Here is a 25,426-nt window from a genome sequence, read left to right on the forward strand (position 1 = left end):
AATTATCACCCAATCAATGATTTTTTTGGTATTACTAGTTTTATAGTTGTCCCAATATCAGGCTTAGACTTAATCTCCACATCACCATCTAAGTCCTCTACAATATTTTTTATATGGGAAAGTCCTATTCCTGTTGAAGGTTTTCCAGTGGTCTCATCAAATTTAGTTGTAAAACCAGGATTAAAGATATAAGGAAGGATTTCCTCATCTATACCTTCTCCAGTATCAGATACTTCAAAATACAAATTTTCTTCATCGCTGTACTCTGTGACTCTAATTAGATCATTATCTTCACAAGCATCTATACTATTTATGATTAAGTTATTGATCATAGAAAATAGGGAGTAGTAGGTATTTAAGACGAATTCGTCTTTGAAGTCTAAAGAAATTTTGATATTTTTTTTGGTTTCCTTGAGGTATCTTTTTGTGTTATCCCTTATAATTGCAAGAACATCTGCTATTGTCATTGTATCATCATTTTCAAAATTCTTTAGAAAGCTTTCAAACCCCCTTAAAACTCTATAATAATCCTTCTTTATTTCATGTACCTCCCTTGAAATATTTAGAGTTTTTTCTTTAAGCTCTTCATTATTTTTATAGGTTTCATATAAGCTATAGCTCTTACGCATGACAGTTTCTATATCCTTCATTGATTTTCTAAGATAGAACATTTCTGCCTGTATATCCGAAATTATTTTATTTAGCTGACTATACCTTTTTTGATGCTCTCTGTTTAGAATATATAGTTCCTGTTTTTTATAAAACCAATAAATAAAATAAGCTATAAAACTCCTTGTAAGCCCCACTAGAACGATAATTTTTATCATGTTAGTGGATATGTTATTCCTGATCAATGCTTCAATGATATTGCTAAAGGAGTCTATAAATGCTAATAATAGAATGGTTTTAACTAAATTATCCTTATCTCTTTTTATCTTTATAATAAATGCTATTAATCCAAAACATATATAATAAACCATTGCAGGATAATTGAGTACCATAGCTTCTTGCAAGGTCATAGACTTAAATGTAACAACTAAAATATTTCTAATAAGAAAAACAGCGACTCCACATGAAAGTGATAATTTAAGTTCTGATATCTCATCAAATATTAGAATGAATAGGTTTAGTGCAATGACACCCGCTGCAAATCTTAGAGTACTTGTAAAGGGATAAAAATATATTTCGCTTAAAAACGCAACTGCTAATGTTGACAAAATGTACTTCTTAAACCTGTTCATATATTCCTCCATCAAGGTTTTTGAAACTATTTCATTATAGAGATTCCAGTCAAAACTTTAACTTATACATAACAAAATTCTCTAGAAGCATTGGATATTTTGCTATGTATAAATTAAGATTTACTTGGAACTCTCTAGATATTATTCTTTGAGCAAGCAAAAAATATAACCATTCAATATATTTTCTCAAATCGAATGGTTATATCTATATTTTTAAGTTAACTGGGTTTAACCCGTATTATCCCATTATATGATATCCACAATCAACATGGATGTTTTCCCCCGTTACTCCTGTCCCAAGTCCGCTACATAAGAATAATGCCGTATTAGCTACTTCCTCTGTAGTAACAAGTCTCTTAAGTGGGGCAACCTCCTCAAATCCTCTTAAGAGTTTACTGAAGTCTCTAACTCCTTTAGCAGAAGTAGTTTTTATCGGACCTGCAGATATTGAATTAACAGTAATGTTATCAATACCAAGGTCAACTGCTAAGTACCTAACGCTAGCCTCTAATGCAGCCTTTGCAACACCCATTACATTGTAGTTTGTAATAGCCCTTTCAGCTCCAAGATAGGATAATGTAATAATACTTCCTCCTTCAGTCATTAGAGGCTGAGCATTCCTTGATACTGCTACTAAAGAATAGGAACTTATATCCTGTGCCATCAAATAGCCTTCTCTAGAAGTATTATAATAAAATCCTTGTAATTCATCCTTATTAGCAAATGCTATACTATGTACAACCCCATGAAGAACATCGACTTCATTTTTTAATTGATTAAAGGCATCTTCAATATCTTCATCCTTACTTACATCACATGAAATTAGTGTAGGGTTGTCTATTCCCTCTTCCTTTAAGAACTTTTCTAAATTTGTTTTACTTTTATCACCCAAGTATGTAAACACAAGGTTCGCTTCTTCTTGAATGAATTTCTTTGCAATCCCCCAAGCAATACTCCACTTGTTAGCAACACCCATAATTAATATATTTTTACCCTTAAGTAACTTCCCCATCTTGTATCCTTCTTAGAACAAATATAAATCAAAAATTATCACAAGTAAATTATACAATATCTAAAGATAAAACTCAAAGCTTAACAATTTCTTAACACAGCATTGATTTTAACCTTTATTACATATAGATTATATCCTAATAACATTAACATATAACAGCAAACAAATCAAAATTACTGTTAATCCCGGATTATTCATGAAAAGTTTGAAAGGGTGCAAGTAATTTTGAATTCTAAGACTTTCATCAAGTTCGAAGGCATACCCAAGCGGTACGTCAAGAATTTGATGGATGTCTTAGAATCAAAATGACGCAGCAGAGTTTTGAATTTTTCATGAATAATCCGGGGGTATTTATGTTTATACTAATATTTCTCTCATCTGGCAAAGCACGTATTCTACATCTTCTCTAGAAACATCGTTATTTGTTACAAATCTATACTCACCATCTTCTTTTCCATTAATTTTTATATTTTTATCTAGCATCTTTGAAATAAATTCATCCTCTTCAATAATATCATCAGACATTTCAAAGAAAACCATGCTTATGTCATTTCTATCAAATTTCACTTCTATACCTTTAAACTTTGATAATTCCTCAGATAGATATTTACAATTCTCATGATCTTCCTCTAGCCTGTCTACCATATCTTCCAAAGCTATTATTCCAGCAGCAGCTAAGATACCAACTTGTCTTAGTCCTCCGCCCATCAACTTTCTGTTTCTCCTTGCCCTTTTAATGAACTCCTTACTTCCAGCCAATATGGAACCTATAGGAGCACATAACCCCTTTGATAGACAGAACATGAGACTATCACAATTTTTAGCAACTTCTTTCACATCTACCTTTAGTGCCTTAGCTGCGTTAAAAACCCTCGCTCCATCAAGGTGAACCGGTATATTATTGACACTTGCTATACCCTTTATTTTCTTCATATTGTCTAGACTCACTACAGCACCACAAGAATGTGCATTTTCCATACATATTAGTCCTGTATCTGGAAAGTGGATGTCTTCATCCCTTATAGCCTTTTCTACATCTTCTGGGTTCATAGCCCCGTTCTTACCTTCGATGGTTCTTATATGTACACCCGCAATAACTGCTGCAGCCCCTACTTCGTGCATGACGATATGTGAGTTTGCCTCTAAAATTACTTCGTCGCCCCTTCTAGTATGTGTAAGTAATGCCAACTGATTTCCAAAGGTTCCACTTGGAACGAATAAAGCATCTTCCTTTCCAACTATGTCAGCTGCTAGTTTTTCCAATTTCTTTACAGTAGGATCATCACCATATACATCATCCCCCACCTCTGCATTAGCCATAGCCTTTCTCATTTCATCAGTAGGCATTGTCACAGTATCGCTTCTTAGATCAATCACTTTCATCTTCATTCCTCCCAAGCTAAATATATACATTAATTTTTCTTTAATTCTAGCTTAAATGCTTTTCTTTTAATAATTTAAATTTTATAATATATGTATATCGTCTATAGGTTCAAGTAAAACTATTATTCTAAATATAATCCCTTTTAATTAATATTACATTTAAAATAGTTCTTTTTCAATCTACATAAACTAATTATATAATTAAATATATCTTTTGCATAGGAGGATAACATGGGAAATATTATTATCTCCAAGCTCATGATCGTACTTATTGTAGTAGTTTTATATTTTATCATAGCTAAGTCTATTGTTTTTATGTTACCTTTTATAATAGGTTGGTTGATTTCAATAATTATTGAGCCAATGGTAACTTTTCTACATAAAAAGTTGAGAATTTATAGAGGAATAGCATCCTTTATCTCCATAATTCTTTTCGTAGTAATAGGCGGAGTACTTATTTCTACTTTAGGAGGTTTCTTATTTTCAGAGTTAACTAAGCTCACCGACAAGCTTCCTGATATTGCTGTAAAAACTAGTGAGTTCTTTACATATATAGATGAAAAGTTTCAAACACTTTATATAAATATACCTCCAAATATTGCAACTTCAATATATGATTCTCTATATAATTTCTTAACCTCATTAACGAAGTACTTCGGAGTATTAGCAACGTCAACTATAAATGTTGTAACTGCAATACCCAATTTTCTTTTGTTCCTTCTCTTTACTCTACTTTCTTCATTCTTTATATCTAAGGACAAAGAAAAAATTTATAGCTTCTTTAAAAATCATGTTCCAGAAAAAATCTATAATAATAGTAAACTAAGGATTTTAAAGGATGACTTACTATCTGCTTTACTAGGATACATCAGAGCTCAGTTAATACTTATGACCATAACCTTTACGGAAAGTGCAATCGGTTTAACATTGATAGGTGTTAATTACTCAATACTCTTTGCATTTATAATAAGTCTCGTAGATGCTCTTCCAGTTTTAGGTTCGGGATCAATTTATATACCTTGGATAATACTAAAGCTTATAGAAGCCGATTACAATACTGCTGTTTTTCTACTCATTTTATATTTAACGGTTACGATTGTAAGGCAAACTCTAGAACCCAAAATATTAAGTACTCAAATTGGTTTATATCCTTTAGTCACGTTGATGTCGATCTATATCGGAATCAGACTTTTTGGATTTATTGGCATTATTTTGGGTCCTATTATCGTTATTGCTATCTTCGCTCTCCAAAAGATGGATATAATACCAACAAGAAAAGGTCATTAATCTGTTTAGAAATAATTGTTTCTTACTTTATGCCTCTTAATATTCGTCATGTCACGAACATTAAGAGGAATTTTTATTTGTTAAACCGTTGTAATATTTATGCAATCCAGTTATTTTAACGTGAAAACGTTATCCATTTTTATATACACCTTTACATTTTGTATATTTATGCTATAATTGTTCATAATATTTTAAAAAATGAAAGAGGTGTAGTTATGAATAATCTTATATATTTTATACCACCAGAAAAGCATGATTCAGAATCTTTAAGATCTTTACTGACTGCTCACAAGGAAATTAAGTTCGTTTCCTTAGTAGCCGTTGATCTTGGTAATAACAATACTGATGAAAAAATTCCGATTAATATAATGCTTGAAGACATTGAAGAGTTTTTGAAAAACGGAGTACAAACCGACGGCTCTAGTGTATACTTACCTGAAATAGCTGAGATTAATGATGCTAAAGTAGATATTCTTCCTGACCTTGATGTTAAATGGTTTATAGATTATAACTACGATTTCATTGACCCTGAAACTAATTTACCTGTGGGTACATTGCTTATTCCATCATTTCTTGAGCACAATGGCAAACTTGTGGGATCCCGCTCCATCCTAAAAAATGCATCTGATAGCTTTAAAAAAGAAATTTTGGATTTATTCGATAATGAATCTCTACTCGAAGAATTCAATATCAATTCAAAAAATGATATTGAAAAGGTATTACTTACCACTGCAACCGAACTAGAATTCTGGGTACAAACACCTGGAGATAAAGCAGATTACGAACATCTATCTACATCACAGATTTTAAAGGAGCAGTATTGGAAGCGTACAGTTGGTCCTGTTCGTACAGCTATGGAACAGTCATTGTTACTATTAAACAAATATGATTACGAAGCTGAAATGGGTCATAAAGAAGTTGGCGGAATCCCTTCGTCATTATCTAAAAACGGTAAGTTCGCACATATAATGGAACAGCTTGAAATAGATTGGAAATATAGTACTGAGATGCAAACAGCTGATAACGAGTTATTTGCAAAGGACATTATTAAGGAAACTTTTGTAAGTAACGGACTCGATGTAACTTTCTTGGCAAAGCCAATTGAAGGTGTTGCAGGAAGTGGAGAGCATACCCACGTAGGAGTTGCAATCAAACTTAAGGATGGTTCTATACTCAATCTATTTACTCCATCGGATATGAGAAAATATTTTGTAAGCTCCATTGGTTGGGGAGCTATTATGGGACTTCTTAAAAACTACGAAGTAGTGAATCCGTTTATAACATCTACTAACGATGCTCTAAATAGATTAAAGCCTGGCTTCGAAGCACCGATATGTATCGTTTCATCCCTTGGTCATGAGGTAGAAACACCTTCAAGAAACCGTACTATCTTAGCAGGTTTAATCAGAGACTTAAATAACCCTATGGCTACGAGATATGAAGTAAGGGTTCCAAATCCTACAACTAACACTTATTTAGCAACGGCTGCAATCTACCAAACTATGTTAGATGGAATAAAGGCTGTTGTAGAGTCTGGTAGATCTAATAAGGAACTTGAAAATGAATTTTCAAAAGCTGCTGGCGAAGAAGGCTTCTACCTTGAAAAAGACAGAGCCTATAGAAGTGAGTATGACGTATTCGAACATTATACCGACGAGGAAAGAAATAAATTATTCGGAATACCTCCTGCAACAGTTTGGGAGAACATCTGTAATTTTAATCAGTATCCTGAAAAGCTTAAGGTTCTATCAGCTAATGATGTTTTCACGGAAAAAATTATTGCTTCCTTTAGAACCAGTATATTGATGCAATGGACTATGGAATTAAAAAATAGAATCATTCCTTCTAACATTGAACTAGTTAGAGATTGTAAAAAGGTACATGACTTAGAATTCGCAACCGACCTAGATATAGTAAACTGGGAGAAGGTTAATAAGCTAAGATATTATTTAATGAAAGATAGTATGAGTCAAAAATCTCTTTTCACTCAAATCAGAGAATCTATTGATAATGAGGAATATGATTTAGTCTCTGATCTCCAGATAGAAATGAGCGAAAAAATAACTGATTTAAAGAAACTATACGCAATCTATAAAAGGAATCTTTTCAGAACTGAATAATACTTAAAATGTTCAAAATACACTCTGTTTTTCAGAGTGTATTTTTTTTATGTGCTTCTTACATACTAAGTATTAGACATGTCAAAAATGAATGTCTAGAATTTTACAATGCCGAGGTGATTAAGTGGATATACAGAACTTAAAACTATTAGAGAATTTTAATATCGAAAATGTAAATCTAAGTATTCGTCCATTTATTTCATCTATTCTTATTCTTATCCTGGCCTTTGCCCTCATAAAGGTAATAATGTTCTTAACAAAGAAAATTATAGATATTACGAACTTTAACGTCCAAAGAGAAAAAACTATGAAGAGTGTTATTGATTCCATAGCCGCATATTTTATAATGGCCTTTGCCATTCTAACTATTATGAGTGAATTTGGCTTAATTAAAAAGGCTACAATACTAACCGGTGCAGGTATTTTTACTGTAGTGGCTGGTCTTGGAACTCAAAATTTGATAAAGGACATAATCAACGGTTTTTTTATTCTGTTTGAAAGACAAATGAAGGTAGGAGACTTTGTAGCAATAAACGAGAAATATTTTGGTACCGTTGAAGAAATTGGGTTAAGAGCTACTGCTGTTAGAGAATGGTCCTTAACGAAGATTTATATTCCTAACGGTGAAATCAAAACTTTAAAGAATTACTATAAAGAAAAGGCCAGAGTTATTATTGAGATTATCGTACCCTTTGAAGAAAGCCACGATGAAGTTGACGAAGCATTAAAGTACGTATGTCAAGTCATTAATGAAAAATATGAAGATAGATTATATAAAGTAGGAAATACAAATTATTCTGAGTTCAGTTTAGTTGGAGTAATTGGCTTTAGCGGAATCGATGGTGGTGCCAGATATATAATCACAGGGGTTGTTAATCCACGTCATAAGTGGTTTATTAGAAACAGAACCTACGAAACAATACTAAGGGTATTTAATGAAAGGAATTTACGAATTGGATATCCTAAGATATGGCATGAAGATAGAAAACATAAACATTAAGAAAGTCCTTTATGAAGATTCTCAAGGTTGACCTTTTTGAAATACATAACGGGATTTATAAAAAAGATGGACAACAAAACAAATTTGAGTAGGTAGAATCCTTTACACTTGACAAAGTAAATAATTCAATGACTATAAATTTGTTTTTAACTGCCTTATCATAAACAGACAACTTATCTAGGTTTATACAAAATATAAAAAAATCTAGCATGGAAGGCTAGACTAGTATCTTGTAAATTTAGATAATAGAAACTATTCTTCCCTCCGAAGATTTCTTGTACATATAGGCAGGTTTCCTGACTCACACTTCAACCTACTTCCTCGCCTTCCCGGGGGTTGCCAGTGGCTTCATGAGGTTTCGTCGGTGTTTACAGTAGCGGGGGCTGCGACGGACTTTCACCGTACTTCCCTTTTATCCTCTTTCGAGAGGCACCTACATCATTATTTTGCTGTCCACTGATATTATATACCAATATTGGCTAAAATTCAATACATAACCCAGATTATTCATAGGAATTTTGCTACCTATAAGTAATCTGGGTTTAACTTAAAATAAACCAAACCGCAGTTCAATGTAATAAATAATCAATCCAAAAATAAGAGCTGGAACAGTCGTTATAATCGTAGCCCATAGAGATGATTTTCTATCTATTGCTAATAGAGGAAACAAAGCATCTCCATCCTGGGATATAGCATTTGCTAATAGTGCCGCAAATGGCACCATTCCCTTCGTAAATAGTGCAACGAAAATAACCTGAGGACCACATCCTGGGATTAATCCTATCAATGCTCCTACAATAACAGCCATAAGCCCTGCAGAAGTCATAAGCTCCGTTATCATCGTTTCACCTACACCATAGTTTCCGCCCCCAAGTCCAAAGACACCAAACTCGTAAATCAAATAGGCTACATATACCCATGTAGAAACAAAAGCTGTTTCCTGGGCACTATGGATAAGTGTCTCCTTTAAAGACATAACCTTAAGCTCGGCTTCTTCATGGGTTTCATCCTGAATAAACTTTTTCCCCATGATCATAAGAATTATTGAAAAGAATGTTCCAGCGATACCAATGATAGTTCCGAGTTTTGGAATAAACAATGTATTTACATCTATCTGGAATAGTAACATTATCCCTAGAACAAGACCAATTGATATTATCACCCAGTAAAAGGAAAATCCGCTATGGGTAAACCTATAACCTAGTGTATTGATATCTTGATGCCCTTTAGCATTATGGTGAAGGGCTAAATCAACTTCATCCCCCTCGTCATGGCCAATATGAGATATTAGCTCCTTTTTACAGTTATCAATACTTTTACATTCATAGCTCTGTGTCATATGGTCAACCTTTTCATGTACGTTCTTCAACTCATCCTTTGATAGCTTTTTCATATTGCTTAATAATTTATCTCCAACTTTATAATAGTCAACAATATATCCTGTAATTATAGCTGCTATAAATGATAAGATACTAACTAATATATAGTGCAGAGGTAGAGTTGAAATTATTACAAAAGCAGAGTCTCCCATTGTTGCGATAAGTGTCGCAACTACGGTTCCAAAACTAACCTTTCCCTTTACAAATAACGGCATTACAAATATTGCTCCACCGCATCCTGGTGTCAGACCTAGAATAGCTCCTAGAACAGGCTGCAATTTCTTTGATTGCTCTATTTTTCTAACGAATGCCCCTGAGTTCTTGTAATCTATATATCCGAAAAGGAGTAATACCGCACCAACAAATACTCCTACCTGTAAAAATGAATTTTCAGCACTCAGTAGTGCTATGTCAATAATATCTTTAAGCATTTTGTCCCTCCTTGATAAAACTTATCATTTATTAAGATACCCTTATTTAACAAAGTTAAACAGTAATAAAAGAGGGTGTCTCAGAATGACGAATTCCTGAAACACCCGGGGCTGTACTCATAAGAAACCTTTATAAGACAGCCCCTTTCTAAAGTTCTTCTATCATTTCTAATATCTTAAACTTATCATTTAATGGCTCCATACAGGTAAAATCCTTACATATATATACCGTCGTTTTGTCATTAACCATTTTATAGCCTTTAAGTTTATCATGTATATTATCATATGTGTTTATATCCATATCTATGAATATTTTGCTAGTAAAAGGAAGGAACTTTTGATTGATTATTTTTCTTATTTGCTTGTATCCATTATCGCTATTTCTCCCAACAAGAACTATTTTGTCCTTCATTCTATTATAACTTTGTAGTGCCATTAACATAAATGCATAGGATATTGGACTGAGGTTTATACTAGCACCAAAGATTTCAAATTGCTTTGAAATTACTTCACTATTTTTTTCATCTTCGAAAATCTGTGATAGCCTTATAAGATTATAAGTCGCAACTGAGTTTCCTGATGGGATAGCGCCGTCATATATCTCCTTTGGTCTAACTATAAGTTCTTCACTATCTTTACCATATAGATAGAAGCCACCCTTTTCTTCATCTAAAAATAGATCAAACATGTCTTTATTTAAGGACTCTGCTTTTACTACATATTTTTCATTACCGGTTGTCTCAAAGAGTTCAAGCAAGGCCCATATAATAAAGGCATAATCATCAAGATATGCTAAATACTTTGACTCTCCATCTCTATATCTGGCTAGCAATCTTCCATCATCTCTAGTTAATTTATCCATTATAAAACTCATAGATTTTTCTGCCGCTATCGTATAATCTTCATTATTAAAAACTCTTCCTCCAATAGCTAAAGCAGCTATCATTAGTCCATTCCATGAGGTTAATATCTTATCATCCTTATAAGGGTGGACTCTTTTCTCTCTATGTTCAAATAATTTGTGTCTGCACATTTCCAATCTATTTTTAAAATCTAAATCTTGAATTTCAATGGACCTTCTGTTTTTAATCAAGTTTGGAATACTCTTACCCTCAAAATTTCCACCTTTAGCTATGTCATAATATCTGCAAAATAGTTCTCCGTCCTGTTCTCCTAATACTTCCATTATTTCCTCAGGAGACCAAACGTAAAACTTTCCCTCTTCCCCTTCAGAGTCCGCATCTTCCGCTGTAAAGAATCCCCCATCCTCCGAGGTCATATCTCTAATAATATAAGCAAAAATGCACTCAGCAATCTCTCCGTATTTCTTCTTTTTAGTTGCTAAAAATAGTTCCGTATATGCTATCGCTAGTAGTGCATTATCATATAGCATTTTTTCAAAGTGCGGTACAAGCCACTTTTCATCGGTAGAATATCTGGTAAAACCAAGTCCGATATGATCAAACAACCCACCTCTATACATACCCTCAAGGGTCTTCTCTACCATTTTTATGGTCTTTTCTTCTCCACTTAACTTCCAATGTCTAAGAAGAAATAACAGGCTATGGGGTGTAGGAAATTTAGGCGCTCCTCCAAAGCCTCCGTAAACTTCGTCAAAACTGTCTATGTAATACTCATATGCCTTATCAAATACTTTTTCGTCAATTTCTTCGACTTCAAAGTTTTCACTTGTATCCTTCACAGCATTATATATTTTTTCAGTTGATTCTATAATCTCTGTCTTGTTTTCCTTCCATTTGCTACTTATATAGACTAGTATCTCAATAAGTCCTGGTCTTCCGTATTTAGTCCTTTTAGGGAAGTAGGTTCCTGCATAAAAGGGCTTTTTATCAGAAGTCATCAATATAGTTAAAGGCCATCCACCATGACCAGTTATAGCCTGACAGACATTCATATAAATAGAATCAACATCGGGTCTTTCTTCTCTATCTACTTTAATGGATATAAAATCCTTGTTTAGTATCTCTGCTACATCTTTATCTTCAAAGGATTCTCTTTCCATTACATGACACCAATGACAGGTAGAGTATCCAATACTTAGAAATATAGGTTTATCTTCTGACTTCGCCTTTTCAAAGGCTTCATCCGACCACGGATACCAATCAACTGGGTTATATGCATGCTGTAGAAGATATGGACTTTTCTCATTTATAAGTCTATTGGTTTTCTTATTTGAACTCATACTATCATCTCCAAATATTATTCATAGTTACTTATATAATACCCAAAAAAATAATGAGGTATTATAATTAATCTACCTCAAAGCTGAATGTTTAAGTTTTCTTTTTTGACTCATTGCGTAATCGAGTTTTTAATGTCTGACCCTTCTCGTATTTCTCTTCTAATGAATAGGTGTAGTATTCAGTTTTGTCACAAATCCAGAGTCAGTAAAAGCATCACCCTTTTTCTCATTTTGAAATGCGCCTAAGGTTACTGGAAAATCTGATGATATAGTACTTCCTGTAACATAAGCATTCCCCTTATCATCCAACGCAATACCAATACCACTATCACCCTCAAATGTTTGAGTTTCTAGGCAATAAAAAATAGACTCTAATCCAAGTCTATCTTAAGCAATAATTTATAAGAGAAACAGCATAGATCATGACATGATCTAAAATACACTAAAAACCTTAGAGAATTTTGTTTTTTGGAGCATGGGCTTTCCTACTTTCGCATAAGTTATATAAAAAGTTTATTAGGGAGTGTGTTTTATGGATAAGTACAGGATTATGACCTTTGACGGCGGAGGCATTAGGGGTGTGCTGACAGCAACTCTCCTAAAGAGATTAAAGGATGAACCTGAAATTTCTGAGTTTATAAATATGACTGAACTTTTTGCCGGCACCTCTACCGGTTCTATCATTACCTTAGGCCTTGCTTATGGCCTTTCACCAGAAGATCTTGTAGATTTTTATGTCCGTTATGGTAAATACATTTTTACCCCTCAGTATATGCAATGTTATAGGCCCAAGTATGATAATAAACACCTCAAACAAGCACTCAGTATGATATTTCCTAAAAATCTTCGCCTATCTGATTTATCTCACAAGGTGCTGATACCTTCATTCAGGGTAACTGGTTCTTATTCGAAACCTTATTGGAGTCCTGTCTTTTTTAACAATTTACCCGATTCTACAAATATGGAAGCATTAGTGATAGATGTTGCCCTCGCTAGTAATGCCGCACCAACCTATTTTCCCTCTTACAAAAGCCATGTAGACGGGGCAGTTATAGCGAACAATCCTAGTACAGCAGCTATAGCTGCAGCAAGAGGTGAACAGGGAAATATAAAGGCCCTTGATGACATGTATCTTTTATCAATCGGTACCGGAATATATCCTCAGCAAATTACCGCTGATACAACTAAATGGGGATCTATTGAGTGGTCTTTTTATCCCAAACCGCCCTATCCTCTATTAGAACTCTTGTTCAACAGCGATATAGGTGTTAACGAATTTTATAGTTACCAGCTTTTAAGAGAGCAGTATTGTCGCTTAAATTTAGAAATCCCAAAAGAAATTGGGCCGATACCGCTTGATGCATATTCTAAAACACCTACCTTGATATCCCTAGCCAATGGTTTAGACTTGGAGATGACTATTAACTGGGTTAGAAATAATTGGTTTTAATGTTAAGAAGATTAGAGCTCTTTATTTTATCTTTTTACATGTTCTGTGAGATAAGAGATAAATATCGGCTCTTATTTTATTATTGAATACTTTATTAAACATAGCACCAGTGACAGGTCGAGTATCCAATACTTAGGAATATATGTTTATCTTCCCTTTTAGCCCTTCCAAAGACTTCATCTGACCATGGATACAGTCTACTGGGTTATATCCATATTGTAGAAGATATGCACGTTATTTATTTAGATCGACTTTTTTCATTTATTAATCTATTAGATTCTTTATCTAAACTCATACTTTTCATCTCCAAGCATTTTTCATAGTCTATAATATAATACCAAAAAATAATGTGGTATTATAAATTGTATACCTCAAAGCTTAATAGATTGGTATTTTATTATTGACTGATTAATTAAGCAAATTACATTGATAAGTTAGATAAAGCTTCTATTCTTGCCATAAAATCTCTGAGAGATTTTATGAGGTAATTAAATATCTTATTGCCCCTATAAATCCCTTGTAACTTATCTTGTCACCTCAAAAGACTTGTCTGCATATTGTATATGGAAAAAAGGAGGTGAGACTTTATGACAATAATTATTGTTCCTTCTTCTGGAGTTAATTCCATTCAAGATGCAGTCAACATTGCTCAACCAGGTGATGAAATTCAGGTTCAAAATGGTATTTATAATGAAAGCGTAACTATTAACAGCAGTAATATTAGCATTATTGCCATTGGCAGTAATGTCGTCCTTGATGGTGTAATTATGACTGGTACAGGATTTTCCATACAGGCTGACAATGTAGAAATCAGAGGTTTTAGAATAGAAAGATATTCTTCTGGTATTGAAATTTTGGGAAACGAAAACACTGTCACTCTAAACACTATTATTAATAATCAAAATATAGGAATTTCCCTTTTTTTAGGAAACAAGACCAATATAGCCAACAATACAATAAGCAGTAATAGATTTCACGGAATCTTCTTCGGTACTTCAAATGATAATATTGTCACTGACAACATTATAACAAACAATGGAAACAATGGTATTTTCGGAGGATTTGACTCTAGTAATAATACTATTTCACACAACGCCATAAAAAACAATGGTAATACTGGAATTTCCATAGATGCTAGTACATTTAATACTATGATAACTAACAATATAATAAGGAATAATGAAAATAATGGTATCACATTTGCTGGGAATCTCGGTACTATAACTGACAATACAATAAGAAATAATGAAAATAATGGTATCCTTCTTTTCTCTTCAATAACTATTACTAACAATATAATAAGAAATAATCAAGGTAGCGGAGTAGTAATTTCTCGAAATTCTAGCACTATCAAGATAAATAAAATAAATTATAATTTAGAGGATGGCATCTTCATTGATTTCTTCTCAGACAAAAACGTTATTACTAAAAACGAGATAATAAACAATCTGCAGGCTGGAATTGACATCGATGGTAAAAATAACAATATTATTGAGAACACTGTGAAAAACAACGTAGTCTTTGATATTGTAGATGCTGGAATGGACAATAATTTCGTAGATAACGACTATGATACGAGCCAGCCACCAACTATCTGTAGTAGTTGTTAGATGCAAAACTATAGCAGGGATTTGTTCTCCCTGCTTTTTTTTATGTTCATCTCAATACTCATTACTCACATCACAATATCCTTACATTTATAGTGTTGTGAGGCTCTGCAACTCTCCTATCACTTATAAATTTATCATCCATGTCAATAGCCATAGCCCCTAGAGGTTCTAGAATAGAACTTAATACATGTACATTTTATTTTCATTACATTATATGTTCTTTTATTAAATCAGTGATAGATTTTATTCTGACAAACCTTTTTCTTAAGATAAAAAAAAGAATATGCCTTATGCATTTTCTTTTTGCTATATCTTTTTCAATTTTAAAGCTACTTGTATCCAAAAGGGGGGGTAATTAAAAAGGACAAGAGGACAGGTTGTGAATCATTCATCGAAATATGAGATACAATAGTCCCCTACAATTTTAATAATTGTAGGGGTAGGGTTAAGTACTGATATGAATGATAAAAATCTTTTTAAGAAATCTTCTTAACATCTTCATTAGTAGCTAGGATTGTTCCTTTTGTAAAAGACTTTGAATATGGAAGCATTTTTAATGATAAATAGTAGACAATCATAGTTGGAATGAAGCTTATGAAAAATGACAACCCTATATTAATGAAACCAAATGCCGCTCCAACCGTAATAGCGATTATTCCGGCAACATTTACACCCTTGAAAGGTCCATTTTCATCGTATAAATCATCCAAATTAATTTTTTGTTTTCTGAGAATGTAATAATCTGTGAGTAAAACGGCGAAAATTGGTCCAAAGAATACAGTATATACTCGTATGAATATTCCTAGTCCAGCCGCTGAAGATTCTTTCACAAGCTCCCATGGGAATGTACCTACTGCAAGAACACTAACAAGAATTGCAGCTTTTGCATGCTTCAGTTTGAAAATATCCATCAAGGCATATGTCGGAGGTATTATATTACTTAAAAGGTTTGTTGTCATTTGTGCAAAAATAATAAATAGTAATGTGATAACAACCAATAATTTATTATCTACCGCAGTGGAGAACGCAACAATTGGATTCGAAATTCCTGTAGCAGTTGTAATCATTAGCCCAATAATACCCATAAACACGGTAGCCGGAACCATTGCAAGGAAATAAATGATTCCTCGTTTAGTATCACTGTAGCCATATTTTAACTCTCTTACATAGTCTCCAGCGTTCAGCATAACGGTAATGTTTACCCCAAAGAATGAAATAACTGCTGCCCAAAATGGAAGTCCCCAGCTACCTTTCTGGTTAATAAGATTTGTTGTAATAACATCACCATAATTGGTTAAGCAAATATATAACATGTAAGCCAATGCACTAACAATAAATATAGCACCAATATTCTCAATCCATTTAACGCCTTTAAACCCTAAAAGTGAAAGTAACATTTGAATAATTTGAAATACTATAAAAAAAGCTATAGTGTTATCATAATTAAATAATGTTTTAGAAACTTCATTTAATGCGGTACCCGCTAACCAGCTCTGAACACCATACCATACTATTGCTGGCGCAGCCCTCATTAATGCAGGTACGACTGTTCCCTTCATCCCAAAGGCAGCTCTAAGTTGCACAACATAAGGTATACCAGTTTTATAACACTGTCTGTCATTTAAAATTAGTCCTACGATAAGGATCAATGATCCAATTAACATTGCTATACCAGCCTGCAGCAGGCTCAGTCCTGAGCTTACTATGCTGGAGCCCAATGCAAATGTTCCTATTGATATACATCCACCTAGCCATGCTGTCAGATAAGATAGCCCACCTAGAATTCTTTTGTCTGCAGGAATTGGTAATAATGTATCTTCGACATGGGCTATGCCGTTTACATTCTCAACACTCATATTAAAATCCTCCCAAATTATATTTCTATTTTATAGGCTTGATAAACTCACCATAGCCAAATACATCCTTATACATTCCATTTTCAGCGACAACCTCACCTCTAACAATTGTATGTGTGGGAAATCCTTTTCCTGAGACACCCTCAAAAGCAGAAACCTTGTTCATTGTCATTAATGTTTCTTTAGATATATGCCATTCCTTTTTTGGATCTAGAATTACAACATCACCATCAAATCCAATTTCAAACGCTCCTTTGCGACCATATAAGTTAAAAAGTTTAGCTGGATTGTAACCTAAGGTTCTTCCAAGTAAAGTGGGACTGTATCCTCTTTGATTAACTGCCATATCAAACATCATAGGTAATAAGAATTGGATTGAGTTTAGGCCACCCCAAGCAGTCCAAATAGTATTAGTTTCATTATCTTTTTCTTTTTCGTCTGCTGGAGAGTGGTCAGAACCAATACATGAAAGCGTACCATCTAAAACATAATCCCACAATTGTTCTACTGCATCTCTAGTTCTCATAGGAGGAGTACACTTAGCAGGAGCTCCTTTTTCAATTACCAAATCTTCTGTAAAACCTAAGTAATGAGGACAGGTTTCTCCTGTAACTGACAAACCTTCATGAATGGCATCTTTTACAAGCTGTGCAACTGATGGGTGACTAATATGGCAAATATGTACTTTTCCACCTGTATCTCTGGCCATATCAATCATATTTCTAGTTGCTACATATTCTACTAGCACACTATGAGCATCCAAAAAATCTCGAACTGTATTTCTATTTTCTAACTTAGCATTCTTTTCTAGTTCAAGCACTAAACCGTATTCTTCACAATGAAAACCGCAAATTGTGCCATGTGGTTTTAGAATTTCTAAAGCCTCTTTTATATGTCCAAGATTGACTGATGTGAATGAACTATCACCCATTGGGCATACAAACGCTTTAAAAGCTGCTACGCCACAATCGTTTAGCCCAACTAAATCATTAAGGTTATAATCTACTAGTCCACCCCAAAGACTATAGTCGACAACAGCTTTCTTACTAATCAAGCCATACTTTAAATCAAATACTTTTTTATTTGTAAGAGGAGGTTCATTATTTAAAGGCATATCAATAAGAGTTGTAGTGCCACCAACAGCTGCTGCTCTTGTACCCGTTGCGAAATCTTCTCTCCATGTAAAGCCTGGCTCATTGAGATGTGCATGACAATCAATAATACCAGGGAATACGAAGTTTCCCTTTGCATCGATGGTCTTCTTTGAGTCGACTTCTTCTCCATTTTCTATAAACGCTGCATATTTGCCGTCCCTGATGCAAATATCAGCTTCAAATATTCTGTCATGTGTCACTAATTTACCATTTTTTACAACTAAATCATACATTAAAATCACTTACTTTCTATTTAGTTTAACATTAGCTTTGTACTGCTAAACTCCTATCATGAAAGGAATATGGTAATCAGCCTTATATAAACTATATCATTAATTCAAAATTAAAATACTGTATATTTGGATAAAAATACCACTAACAGTTTAGACATTCCAGATAATAAAAGGACATAGGAACAGGTTCATCTCCCTGTTGTTTCCCTAAGCATTATATGATATATGCTACTTTTACTCCCCCTGGCTTTCCTTTCCATTTTCAGGACAATTAACCTGCAACCTAGTTCTTTGCAGAAACCTTACACTTATTTTCATGGTATAAATTGACACAATTTTTAACAGCTTGTAACACAATTAGACTTATCTACATATGTTCCTACTAGATAAGTGAACTGAACTTTAGTAACTTATTAAGATATTCTATAATGAGAGGAATGATTTTATGGCAACATTAATAGTTCCAACAGACTTTCCAACTATTCAATCCGCTGTTGATGCAGCTTCACCAGGTGACACTATTTTAATACAAGAGGGTATTTATTCTGAATCGGTAATGGTCAATAAGGACAACATCACAATTAAAGCAATGGATAACGAACTTGTTGAGATTAATGGTGTAACAGATGAAGGTATAGGTATTGATATAAGTGGAGCCCATAGGGTTTTACTACAAGATTTACGTATATCAAACTTTTCTATAGGTATTTTTTTAAGAGGAGATAAGAATTCAATTGTTAATGTAAGGTGTCTATCCAATGGACGTTATGGTATTCTTCTAAGAGGAAATGCAAATAAAATCGAAGAATGTGTACTTGCAACAAATAATCTCTCAGGAATAAATATGTTTGGTAATGATAATGCCATTAAAAATAATATATTCACTTTAAACACTATAGGAGGAATCATCAATGTTGGAGGAAAAGCATCTGAAAACTTAATAGAGAATAATTCCATACGTTTTTCCAGAGTAGGAATTGGATGGTATTCATCGGATTCTTCTGGAAATATTTTTAAAGAAAATTTACTTAATGACAATGAAAATGCTTTCATTATGTATGGAAAATGTAATAACATACAGCAAAATATTCTTATAGGTACTTCAAAGACAGGAATAATTATCAATAACAGCTATAACAAAGTTATAAATAATAATATAAGTTCCAGTTTGGATGGAATCATTGTACAAGGAACCGACACTTCCATCATTGGTAATATTATTCAAGGAAATACTCAAGATGGAATAAATGTATTAAGTAATAATAATTTACTTCAACGAAATATAATCACTTCAAATAATATAGGAGTATCTATAACTGGCAACTTTAATTCTATAAATGACAATGTCATTTCAGACAATGAACTATTTAACATAGTAAATAAAGGTATCGACAATAAAATCTTTAGTAATATCAATGATGGTAAAGTTGTGGGAATATAATATAAATAGTTTGCATCATCTAGTTAATTTAGTTTAAATAATAGATACAGCCGATGTGAAACTAAAGTAAGTCTTTAGTTGTGGACACTAAAAATGATTAATCAATTACAAGATGACTTCCATATTCAGTAGGAGTCATCTTTCTCTTATTAGTTACTTATATATTACAAAAAAATAATGAGGTATTATTAATTGTATACCTCATTGCTAAATTTATCTTTTTTGACTTATTGAGTAATTAAAATTTTAATACAAGAGCCTTTAGCTACATATTCAAAAAAGAACAAAGACACCTAAAATAGCTTTACTCTTTCAATTTCTAGCTTCCTAGTCATTCTATTATCCTTCTTGTGCCAATGCAGCCATTCTACCATTGCTAACTGTTACTATCGTATCAAACGGATCTATTCCAACAGGTGTAACAGTTACAAAGTAATCACAGCATCCTGGACAGGTAGCGCAATCACAGAAGGTGAAATTAAATATGTTTGTTGATTTCTCAATAGCACCTATGCTTATTCTTTCCAATACCCAGCTCCCTATTGATACAGCTCTTCTATTTCCACATACTCTAAATAATTCATATCGTAGCCGAGCTTCACCGTTAGGGGTTGCTATAACACTTATAATACTTGAAAACTGAATATTCACCATTGGCTTACACAGACAGGCTGTATCTATTGTAACATATGCTAATTGAAAAGCTGAGTCATTGGATGAAGTGAAAGTTCTACTTCCAGTTCCCTGACCACATTCGAGTAGTATCTTTCTTGGTTTAGGATGCTTTGGTTTATAATCAATACCCTCCCCTTTTCTTTCAAGTTTTTTGCAATCATCACCATAAAAACAGTCCGTTGATGATTGGGCCAGGGCAACTATTCTAGCATTATCAACTACTACTGCATTACTAGAAAAATTTAAATCAATCGGTGCAACTTTCACAAAATATTCACAGCAGCTTTCTGGAACTTCATATTCACAGAAAATGAAATCAAAAGCCTTCACTATGTTATTGCTTGTTCCTGCTCCTTCAAATGTCCAACTCCCTCGAGATAACGGCACTCCATTGCCGCACACTCTAAACAATTCAAATTGTAGTCCGGTCACTATGGATCCTCCAACTGTAATAGTACATGAAAACTCTATTAAAACCTTAGGTTTACTTAAACATGTTGTCTCAATGCTAACATGAGCTGTTTCAATTGGCAGATTTAACTCAGGTGTGAACGTGTTTCTTCTAAAAACTACACTTCCATTTCCTTGACCGCATGCTATAGCCATATCTTTAGGCTTGCCATGTTTTTGCTTAAGTTCAGTTTCATTATATTTCAATGCAGAGGTTTTACATTGGTGCTTTAGAGAATCACATAAAGATTGGGATAATGCTGCCATTCTACCATTACTAACAGTTGCCCTAGCATTTGTTATTTCAACTGGTGTGACGGCTACAAAATATTCACAGCATCTAGGACAATTTGTACATTCACAAAAGATAAAGCTGAATGATTCTTCTTGTTGGTCAAAAGCCGTCATTTCAACATTTACTTCTTCAAATATCCAAATTCCTAGAGAATTTGCTTCCCCATCTTCACATATTCTAAACAATTCGTATTGTAACCTAACTGTTGCTGTGTCACCTATTCTCTCCATCTTAACTAGACTAGAAAACTTTATTAGCACTTCAGGTTCTATTAAACAAGTTGTATCAGATGTAACATAGGCTAATTTGAATGGAGAATCATTGGATGATGTAAAGGTTCTACTTCCAGTTCCCTGACCACATTCCAGTAGTGCCTTTTTGGGTTTGGGGTGCTTTACTTTGCACTTAGTGCAGTCTTTATCTGGTTCACAAGTTTTATGTTCTTCATAACCATTATTATATGTCACTTATATTCCTCCTCTTATACTTTTTCAATTTTCGGTCTATATGAGTTAAGTATACTTTTAGGGACATATACTCAATATCTGCAATCCTCCTATAACATGTACATTCTATTTTCACTACATTATATGTTAGTCTAGTTAACTAGTTGATAGGTTTTATTATTACAGACATAGTAATTCACTCCTAAATTTTTTATGCAAAAGCAAAGCTTCTACTTTAAAGAAAGTAACATTTTTATCTCAGTATTCATAGCATGTATTGAGAATAACTGTAAGACAAGATATTCTTAAGATTAATAAGATCTACTCAGATTAACTTTTTAAGGAGGTCTTCGATGTATATAACAGGTGGAGTTGTTAAAAAAGACAACCCAATATATATAGAATCTAGTAGGGATTTTAATCTGGCTTTTAAAAAGTTTCCACTCGTTATAGTCTTTTGTTTTTCTGAAGATGATATTGTAAATGCATTAAAATATGCTGTATCAAATGAAATTCCCTTTAGAATTAGGAGTGGAAGACATGATTACGAGGGCAATTCAAATGTCAATAAAGGAATGGTAATAGATATTAGTAATATTAATTACACTTTTATCGATGAAATAAATAACAAAGCTAAGCTTGGTGCTGGAATAACAAGCGGAAAAATGTACTCTGACTTAGTTAACAAAGGGTATACTATACCAGCTGGAACATGCAACGATGTAGGTTTTTGTGGGCTAACTACTTGTGGAGGCGTTGGATTTGCAGCAAGATTGCTAGGACTCTCCTGTGATAATTTATTAGAAATAGAACTAATAAACTATGAGGGCAAGAAAATAGTTGCAAATGAATATTGTAATGAAAATTTATTTTGGGCTGTACGAGGTGGCCTTGCTTCAAGTTTTGGAATAGTAGTTTCATTAACCTATAAGATTACTCCTGTATGTAATGTTTCAACTTATGTTATAACGTGGAACAGTAAATACTTTATTGACGTGTTAGATACTTGGCAAAGTTTTACTCCTTCTGCTGATGTTAGATTATCAACCAGTGTAAGTTTTGAAAAGGAGCCATCTGGTAATATTTTATTATCATCAAGTGGACAGTTTTTTGGAGGTAAAGAAGAGCTAGAACTTTTAATTGAGCCTCTTATAAATGCTGCACCTACAGAATCTATAGAAATAGAAACTATTTCATATAAACAAGCTTTAGAAAAATGGTCTAGTGGATGCCCTAACCCTCGAAAATTTAAAGGAACAGGCTCTTTTATATTTACACCACTTAATAAATGCATATTAAAATGTTTAGAAGACAAATTAATTAGTGCCCCAAAAGACTCTACACAATTTTATGAGTTTATCGGTCTTAATGGAAATGTAAGTCAGATTAAACCTAACGAGACTGCTTTTGTCCATAGAAACTCATTGTATCTAATAGAAATCGAATCAGTATGGGATTTAGAAATCTATAGAGATGATAATATTGCTTGGACAAATAGCGTTAAAGAATTACTAGACACTGTAGGAAAAGGAACCTATAGAGGTTTCACCGATTTTGATATTAAAAATTGGCAAGAGCAATACTATGGAGATAATTATCTAAGACTTAGAGATGTTAAAAGTGAGTACGACCCTCTAAATATATTTAATTTTCCACAATCTATTGAGCCTTTATAAAATTAGCTCCACTGAGATAAATTTTTTAGTGAAGTTAAATATTCTTAAAAAAGGACAAGGGGCATAAACCTATCCCCTTGTCCTTTGAATAATCCGGGCTGAATTATTAAATTTTTAATTACAGACGCTTTTTTTCATTAAAGTTTTATCAATTCTAACATAATTCTTGAACTAGTGCAGCAATTCTACCATCACTAACAGTAGCAGTAACTATACCTTCGGTTATTGTAACAGGCGTAACCATTACAAAATACTCACAACCTCCAGGACATGTTACGCAATCACAAAATGTAAAATCGAATGTGTTTGTAGACTGCTCAATAAACCGTGGATCAAGGTCTATTCTTTCCACTGACCAAATCCCTAAAGATATAGGTCTTCTATTGTCGCACACTCTAAATAATTCATATCTTAATTGAACATTCCCATCCTCTTCAATTACGTTAAAACTCACAATGCTAGAAAACTCTATATTCACCATAGGTTTGCATAGACATGTTGTATCTATTGTAACCTGAGCTAATTGGAAGGCTGATTCACCTGATGAAGTAAAGGTTCTACTACCATTCCCACTACCACATTCTAGCAATATTTCCCTAGGCTTAGGACTCTTACTTACACAGCAGATGCAGTCGCTTTTTTTATCTAGGGGTTTGCAATCATGGTGATGAATGCAATTTGTTAATGATTGAGCAAGGGCAGTCATCCTTACATTGTCAACTATTACATCCGCATCAATAACATCATCATTATCATCATCAATATCCTTTAATAAAATTGGTGTTACTATTACAAAATATTCACAGCAGCTTGTTGGAACTTCACAATCACAAAATATAAATGTAAAGGTTTTTTCCAATTCTATATCTTCAGTAACTCCTGTTCTTTCAAATGTCCAAATCCCACGGGATAAAGGCTCAGAATCTCCGCACATTCTAAATAATTCAAATTGTAATCTAACATCTTCAATATCTCGATCAATTTTGATAATACTTGAAAACTCTATTAAAACTTTAGACCTATTTAAACAGGTTGTATCAATGGCAACGTGGGCTATTTGAGCTGGCGGTTGCGGTGCAAGATCTCTAAAGATTACATTTCCATTTCCTTGACCACATGCAAGTAATGTTTCTTTAGGTTTTGGATGTTTTTTCTTAAGTTTATTACCTTCATACTTTGACTCATAGGTTTTATATTCTTCCTTTAAGGAATCACATAAAGCCCCCGATAATGCCGCCATTCTTCCATTACTAACTGTTGCCCTGGCATTAGTTATTTCAACTGGCATGACAGTTACAAAATACTCACAGCAGCTATGGCAATTTGTACATTCACAAAAGATAAAACTAAATGATTCTTCTTCGCAATCAAAGGCTACGATCTCATCATCATCAGCAACATTAACTTCCTCAAACATTAAAATTCCTAGGGATTTTGGCTCTTCTTTGTCACATACTCTAAGCAATTCGTATTGCAATCTGACCGTTGCAGGAAAAACCAATACCTCCATTCTAACAATACTTGAAAACTTTATTAGCACTTCAGGTTTATTTAAGTAGGTTGTATCTATAGTAACACGGCCTAATTGGAATGGGGTATCATTAGATGATGTAAAGGTTCTGCTTCCAGTTCCTTCACCACATTCTAGTAATATTTTTTTTAGTTTAGGGTGCTTTGGTCTACACTTTGCACAGTCTCTATCTGATTCACAAGCTTTATTGTCTCCATAACTGTTATTATGGGTCACTTTTATTCCTCCTCATTATTTTGTTGATTTTCGGCTATATGATTAAAGTATACTTTAGAGAAATATACTTAATATCTGCAATACTCTTATAACACGTACACTCCATTTTCATTACATCATATGCTGGTTTATTAAATCAGTGATTAATTCCATTCTGGCAAGTTCTTTTTTCTCCAAATAAAAAAGGAGACATTGTTATGTCACTGGCTGGACTTATCAAAATCCGTATTACTACAAAACTATTAAATATAGACTTAAAATAATCGATTAACTTCTCAATAGACTTTAAAGGCTAACTCTTACTTCTAATTTACGCTAATTTTTATTGTATAAATTG

Annotated in this window: 17 protein-coding genes, 1 pseudogene and 1 riboswitch; of the genes and pseudogenes, 7 read left to right on the top strand and 11 right to left on the bottom strand. The window is 33.3% G+C overall.

Features of this window, described 5'->3' with window-relative positions; all coding sequences use genetic code 11:
- Positions 1 to 5: 5 nt before the first annotated feature.
- The 3 genes from R9X47_RS03935 to ltaE form a co-directional block, all read right to left on the bottom strand.
- Positions 6 to 1,241, bottom strand: a complete 1,236-nt coding sequence (locus R9X47_RS03935) for an ATP-binding protein (RefSeq protein ID WP_432665412.1) — start codon at positions 1,239 to 1,241, stop codon at positions 6 to 8.
- Positions 1,242 to 1,479: 238 nt separating this feature from the next.
- Entirely contained in the window at positions 1,480 to 2,253 is a 774-nt protein-coding gene (locus R9X47_RS03940; protein WP_432665413.1) for an enoyl-ACP reductase FabI, read from the bottom strand.
- 357 nt (positions 2,254 to 2,610) lie between these two features.
- Positions 2,611 to 3,636 (bottom strand): low-specificity L-threonine aldolase, encoded by a 1,026-nt coding sequence (ltaE, locus tag R9X47_RS03945; protein WP_432665414.1) that lies wholly within the window; start codon positions 3,634 to 3,636, stop codon positions 2,611 to 2,613.
- A gap of 231 nt (positions 3,637 to 3,867) precedes the next feature.
- Between ltaE and ytvI the strand changes: the two genes are divergently transcribed.
- The 3 genes from ytvI (at position 3,868) to R9X47_RS03960 (ending at position 8,043) form a co-directional block, all read left to right on the top strand.
- Positions 3,868 to 4,923 (top strand): sporulation integral membrane protein YtvI, encoded by a 1,056-nt coding sequence (gene ytvI, locus R9X47_RS03950; protein ID WP_432665415.1) that lies wholly within the window; start codon positions 3,868 to 3,870, stop codon positions 4,921 to 4,923.
- Between the two features lie 215 nt (positions 4,924 to 5,138).
- Positions 5,139 to 7,043, top strand: a complete 1,905-nt coding sequence (locus R9X47_RS03955; RefSeq protein WP_432665416.1) for a glutamine synthetase — start codon at positions 5,139 to 5,141, stop codon at positions 7,041 to 7,043.
- 124 nt (positions 7,044 to 7,167) lie between these two features.
- Complete coding sequence (locus R9X47_RS03960; protein ID WP_432665417.1) at positions 7,168 to 8,043, top strand: mechanosensitive ion channel family protein; 876 nt, start codon at positions 7,168 to 7,170, stop codon at positions 8,041 to 8,043.
- Positions 8,044 to 8,312: 269 nt separating this feature from the next.
- A riboswitch (cobalamin riboswitch) is annotated at positions 8,313 to 8,495 on the bottom strand.
- A 95-nt stretch (positions 8,496 to 8,590) separates the two neighbouring features.
- On the opposite strand, the gene R9X47_RS03965 is transcribed toward R9X47_RS03960, so the two are convergent.
- From R9X47_RS03965 to R9X47_RS03975, 3 genes are all read right to left on the bottom strand, one after another.
- Positions 8,591 to 9,853: a putative manganese transporter gene (locus tag R9X47_RS03965; RefSeq protein ID WP_432665418.1), complete on the bottom strand. Its 1,263-nt coding sequence runs from the start codon at positions 9,851 to 9,853 to the stop codon at positions 8,591 to 8,593.
- 148 nt (positions 9,854 to 10,001) lie between these two features.
- Positions 10,002 to 12,056, bottom strand: a complete 2,055-nt coding sequence (locus R9X47_RS03970; protein ID WP_432665419.1) for a thioredoxin domain-containing protein — start codon at positions 12,054 to 12,056, stop codon at positions 10,002 to 10,004.
- Between the two features lie 159 nt (positions 12,057 to 12,215).
- Positions 12,216 to 12,365, bottom strand: a complete 150-nt coding sequence (locus R9X47_RS03975; RefSeq protein WP_432665420.1) for an SBBP repeat-containing protein — start codon at positions 12,363 to 12,365, stop codon at positions 12,216 to 12,218.
- 223 nt (positions 12,366 to 12,588) lie between these two features.
- Between R9X47_RS03975 and R9X47_RS03980 the strand changes: the two genes are divergently transcribed.
- The gene (locus R9X47_RS03980; RefSeq protein WP_432665421.1) at positions 12,589 to 13,506 is read left to right on the top strand and encodes a patatin-like phospholipase family protein; all 918 of its coding nucleotides are present in this window, start codon (positions 12,589 to 12,591) and stop codon (positions 13,504 to 13,506) included.
- 97 nt (positions 13,507 to 13,603) lie between these two features.
- On the opposite strand, the pseudogene R9X47_RS03985 reads toward R9X47_RS03980, so the two are convergent.
- Positions 13,604 to 13,734 (bottom strand): annotated as a pseudogene (locus R9X47_RS03985) (DUF255 domain-containing protein); the annotation flags it as partial.
- 359 nt (positions 13,735 to 14,093) lie between these two features.
- Here R9X47_RS03985 and R9X47_RS03990 point away from each other — a divergent pair.
- Positions 14,094 to 15,116 carry a right-handed parallel beta-helix repeat-containing protein gene (locus R9X47_RS03990; protein WP_432665422.1) on the top strand — a complete coding sequence of 341 codons (1,023 nt, stop codon included), beginning with the start codon at positions 14,094 to 14,096 and terminating at the stop codon, positions 15,114 to 15,116.
- Between the two features lie 476 nt (positions 15,117 to 15,592).
- On the opposite strand, the gene R9X47_RS03995 is transcribed toward R9X47_RS03990, so the two are convergent.
- The gene (locus R9X47_RS03995) at positions 15,593 to 16,972 is read right to left on the bottom strand and encodes an NCS1 family transporter (protein ID WP_432665423.1); all 1,380 of its coding nucleotides are present in this window, start codon (positions 16,970 to 16,972) and stop codon (positions 15,593 to 15,595) included.
- 25 nt (positions 16,973 to 16,997) lie between these two features.
- Positions 16,998 to 18,359 (bottom strand): allantoinase AllB, encoded by a 1,362-nt coding sequence (gene allB / locus R9X47_RS04000; RefSeq protein ID WP_432665424.1) that lies wholly within the window; start codon positions 18,357 to 18,359, stop codon positions 16,998 to 17,000.
- Positions 18,360 to 18,804: 445 nt separating this feature from the next.
- Here allB and R9X47_RS04005 point away from each other — a divergent pair, with 445 nt between their 5' ends.
- Positions 18,805 to 19,800, top strand: coding sequence for a right-handed parallel beta-helix repeat-containing protein (locus R9X47_RS04005; protein ID WP_432665425.1), 996 nt, complete (start codon positions 18,805 to 18,807; stop codon positions 19,798 to 19,800).
- Positions 19,801 to 20,139: 339 nt separating this feature from the next.
- On the opposite strand, the gene R9X47_RS04010 is transcribed toward R9X47_RS04005, so the two are convergent.
- Positions 20,140 to 21,687: a DUF4489 domain-containing protein gene (locus R9X47_RS04010; protein ID WP_432665426.1), complete on the bottom strand. Its 1,548-nt coding sequence runs from the start codon at positions 21,685 to 21,687 to the stop codon at positions 20,140 to 20,142.
- Positions 21,688 to 22,019: 332 nt separating this feature from the next.
- Here R9X47_RS04010 and R9X47_RS04015 point away from each other — a divergent pair, with 332 nt between their 5' ends.
- Positions 22,020 to 23,342 (top strand): FAD-binding oxidoreductase, encoded by a 1,323-nt coding sequence (locus R9X47_RS04015; RefSeq protein ID WP_432665427.1) that lies wholly within the window; start codon positions 22,020 to 22,022, stop codon positions 23,340 to 23,342.
- 154 nt (positions 23,343 to 23,496) lie between these two features.
- On the opposite strand, the gene R9X47_RS04020 is transcribed toward R9X47_RS04015, so the two are convergent.
- Positions 23,497 to 25,089, bottom strand: a complete 1,593-nt coding sequence (locus R9X47_RS04020) for a DUF4489 domain-containing protein (protein WP_432665428.1) — start codon at positions 25,087 to 25,089, stop codon at positions 23,497 to 23,499.
- Positions 25,090 to 25,426 lie beyond the last annotated feature (337 nt).

The sequence above is a fragment of the Wukongibacter baidiensis genome (genome assembly GCF_050888315.1).
GTDB classification, from domain to species: Bacteria; Bacillota; Clostridia; order Peptostreptococcales; family Caminicellaceae; genus Wukongibacter; species Wukongibacter baidiensis.

Excerpts from the sequence above, each read along its gene's own strand:
- R9X47_RS03940 (WP_432665413.1), bottom strand. The coding sequence starts at position 2,253 with ATGGGGAAGTTACTTAAGGGTAAAAATATATTAATTATGGGTGTTGCT.
- R9X47_RS03995 (WP_432665423.1), bottom strand. The coding sequence starts at position 16,972 with ATGAGTGTTGAGAATGTAAACGGCATAGCCCATGTCGAAGATACATTA.
- R9X47_RS03935 (WP_432665412.1), bottom strand. The coding sequence starts at position 1,241 with ATGAACAGGTTTAAGAAGTACATTTTGTCAACATTAGCAGTTGCGTTT.
- allB (WP_432665424.1), bottom strand. The coding sequence starts at position 18,359 with ATGTATGATTTAGTTGTAAAAAATGGTAAATTAGTGACACATGACAGA.
- R9X47_RS03965 (WP_432665418.1), bottom strand. The coding sequence starts at position 9,853 with ATGCTTAAAGATATTATTGACATAGCACTACTGAGTGCTGAAAATTCA.
- R9X47_RS03955 (WP_432665416.1), top strand. The coding sequence starts at position 5,139 with ATGAATAATCTTATATATTTTATACCACCAGAAAAGCATGATTCAGAA.
- ltaE (WP_432665414.1), bottom strand. The coding sequence starts at position 3,636 with ATGAAAGTGATTGATCTAAGAAGCGATACTGTGACAATGCCTACTGAT.
- R9X47_RS03990 (WP_432665422.1), top strand. The coding sequence starts at position 14,094 with ATGACAATAATTATTGTTCCTTCTTCTGGAGTTAATTCCATTCAAGAT.
- R9X47_RS03980 (WP_432665421.1), top strand. The coding sequence starts at position 12,589 with ATGGATAAGTACAGGATTATGACCTTTGACGGCGGAGGCATTAGGGGT.
- R9X47_RS04005 (WP_432665425.1), top strand. The coding sequence starts at position 18,805 with ATGGCAACATTAATAGTTCCAACAGACTTTCCAACTATTCAATCCGCT.
- R9X47_RS03970 (WP_432665419.1), bottom strand. The coding sequence starts at position 12,056 with ATGAGTTCAAATAAGAAAACCAATAGACTTATAAATGAGAAAAGTCCA.
- R9X47_RS04015 (WP_432665427.1), top strand. The coding sequence starts at position 22,020 with ATGTATATAACAGGTGGAGTTGTTAAAAAAGACAACCCAATATATATA.
- ytvI (WP_432665415.1), top strand. The coding sequence starts at position 3,868 with ATGGGAAATATTATTATCTCCAAGCTCATGATCGTACTTATTGTAGTA.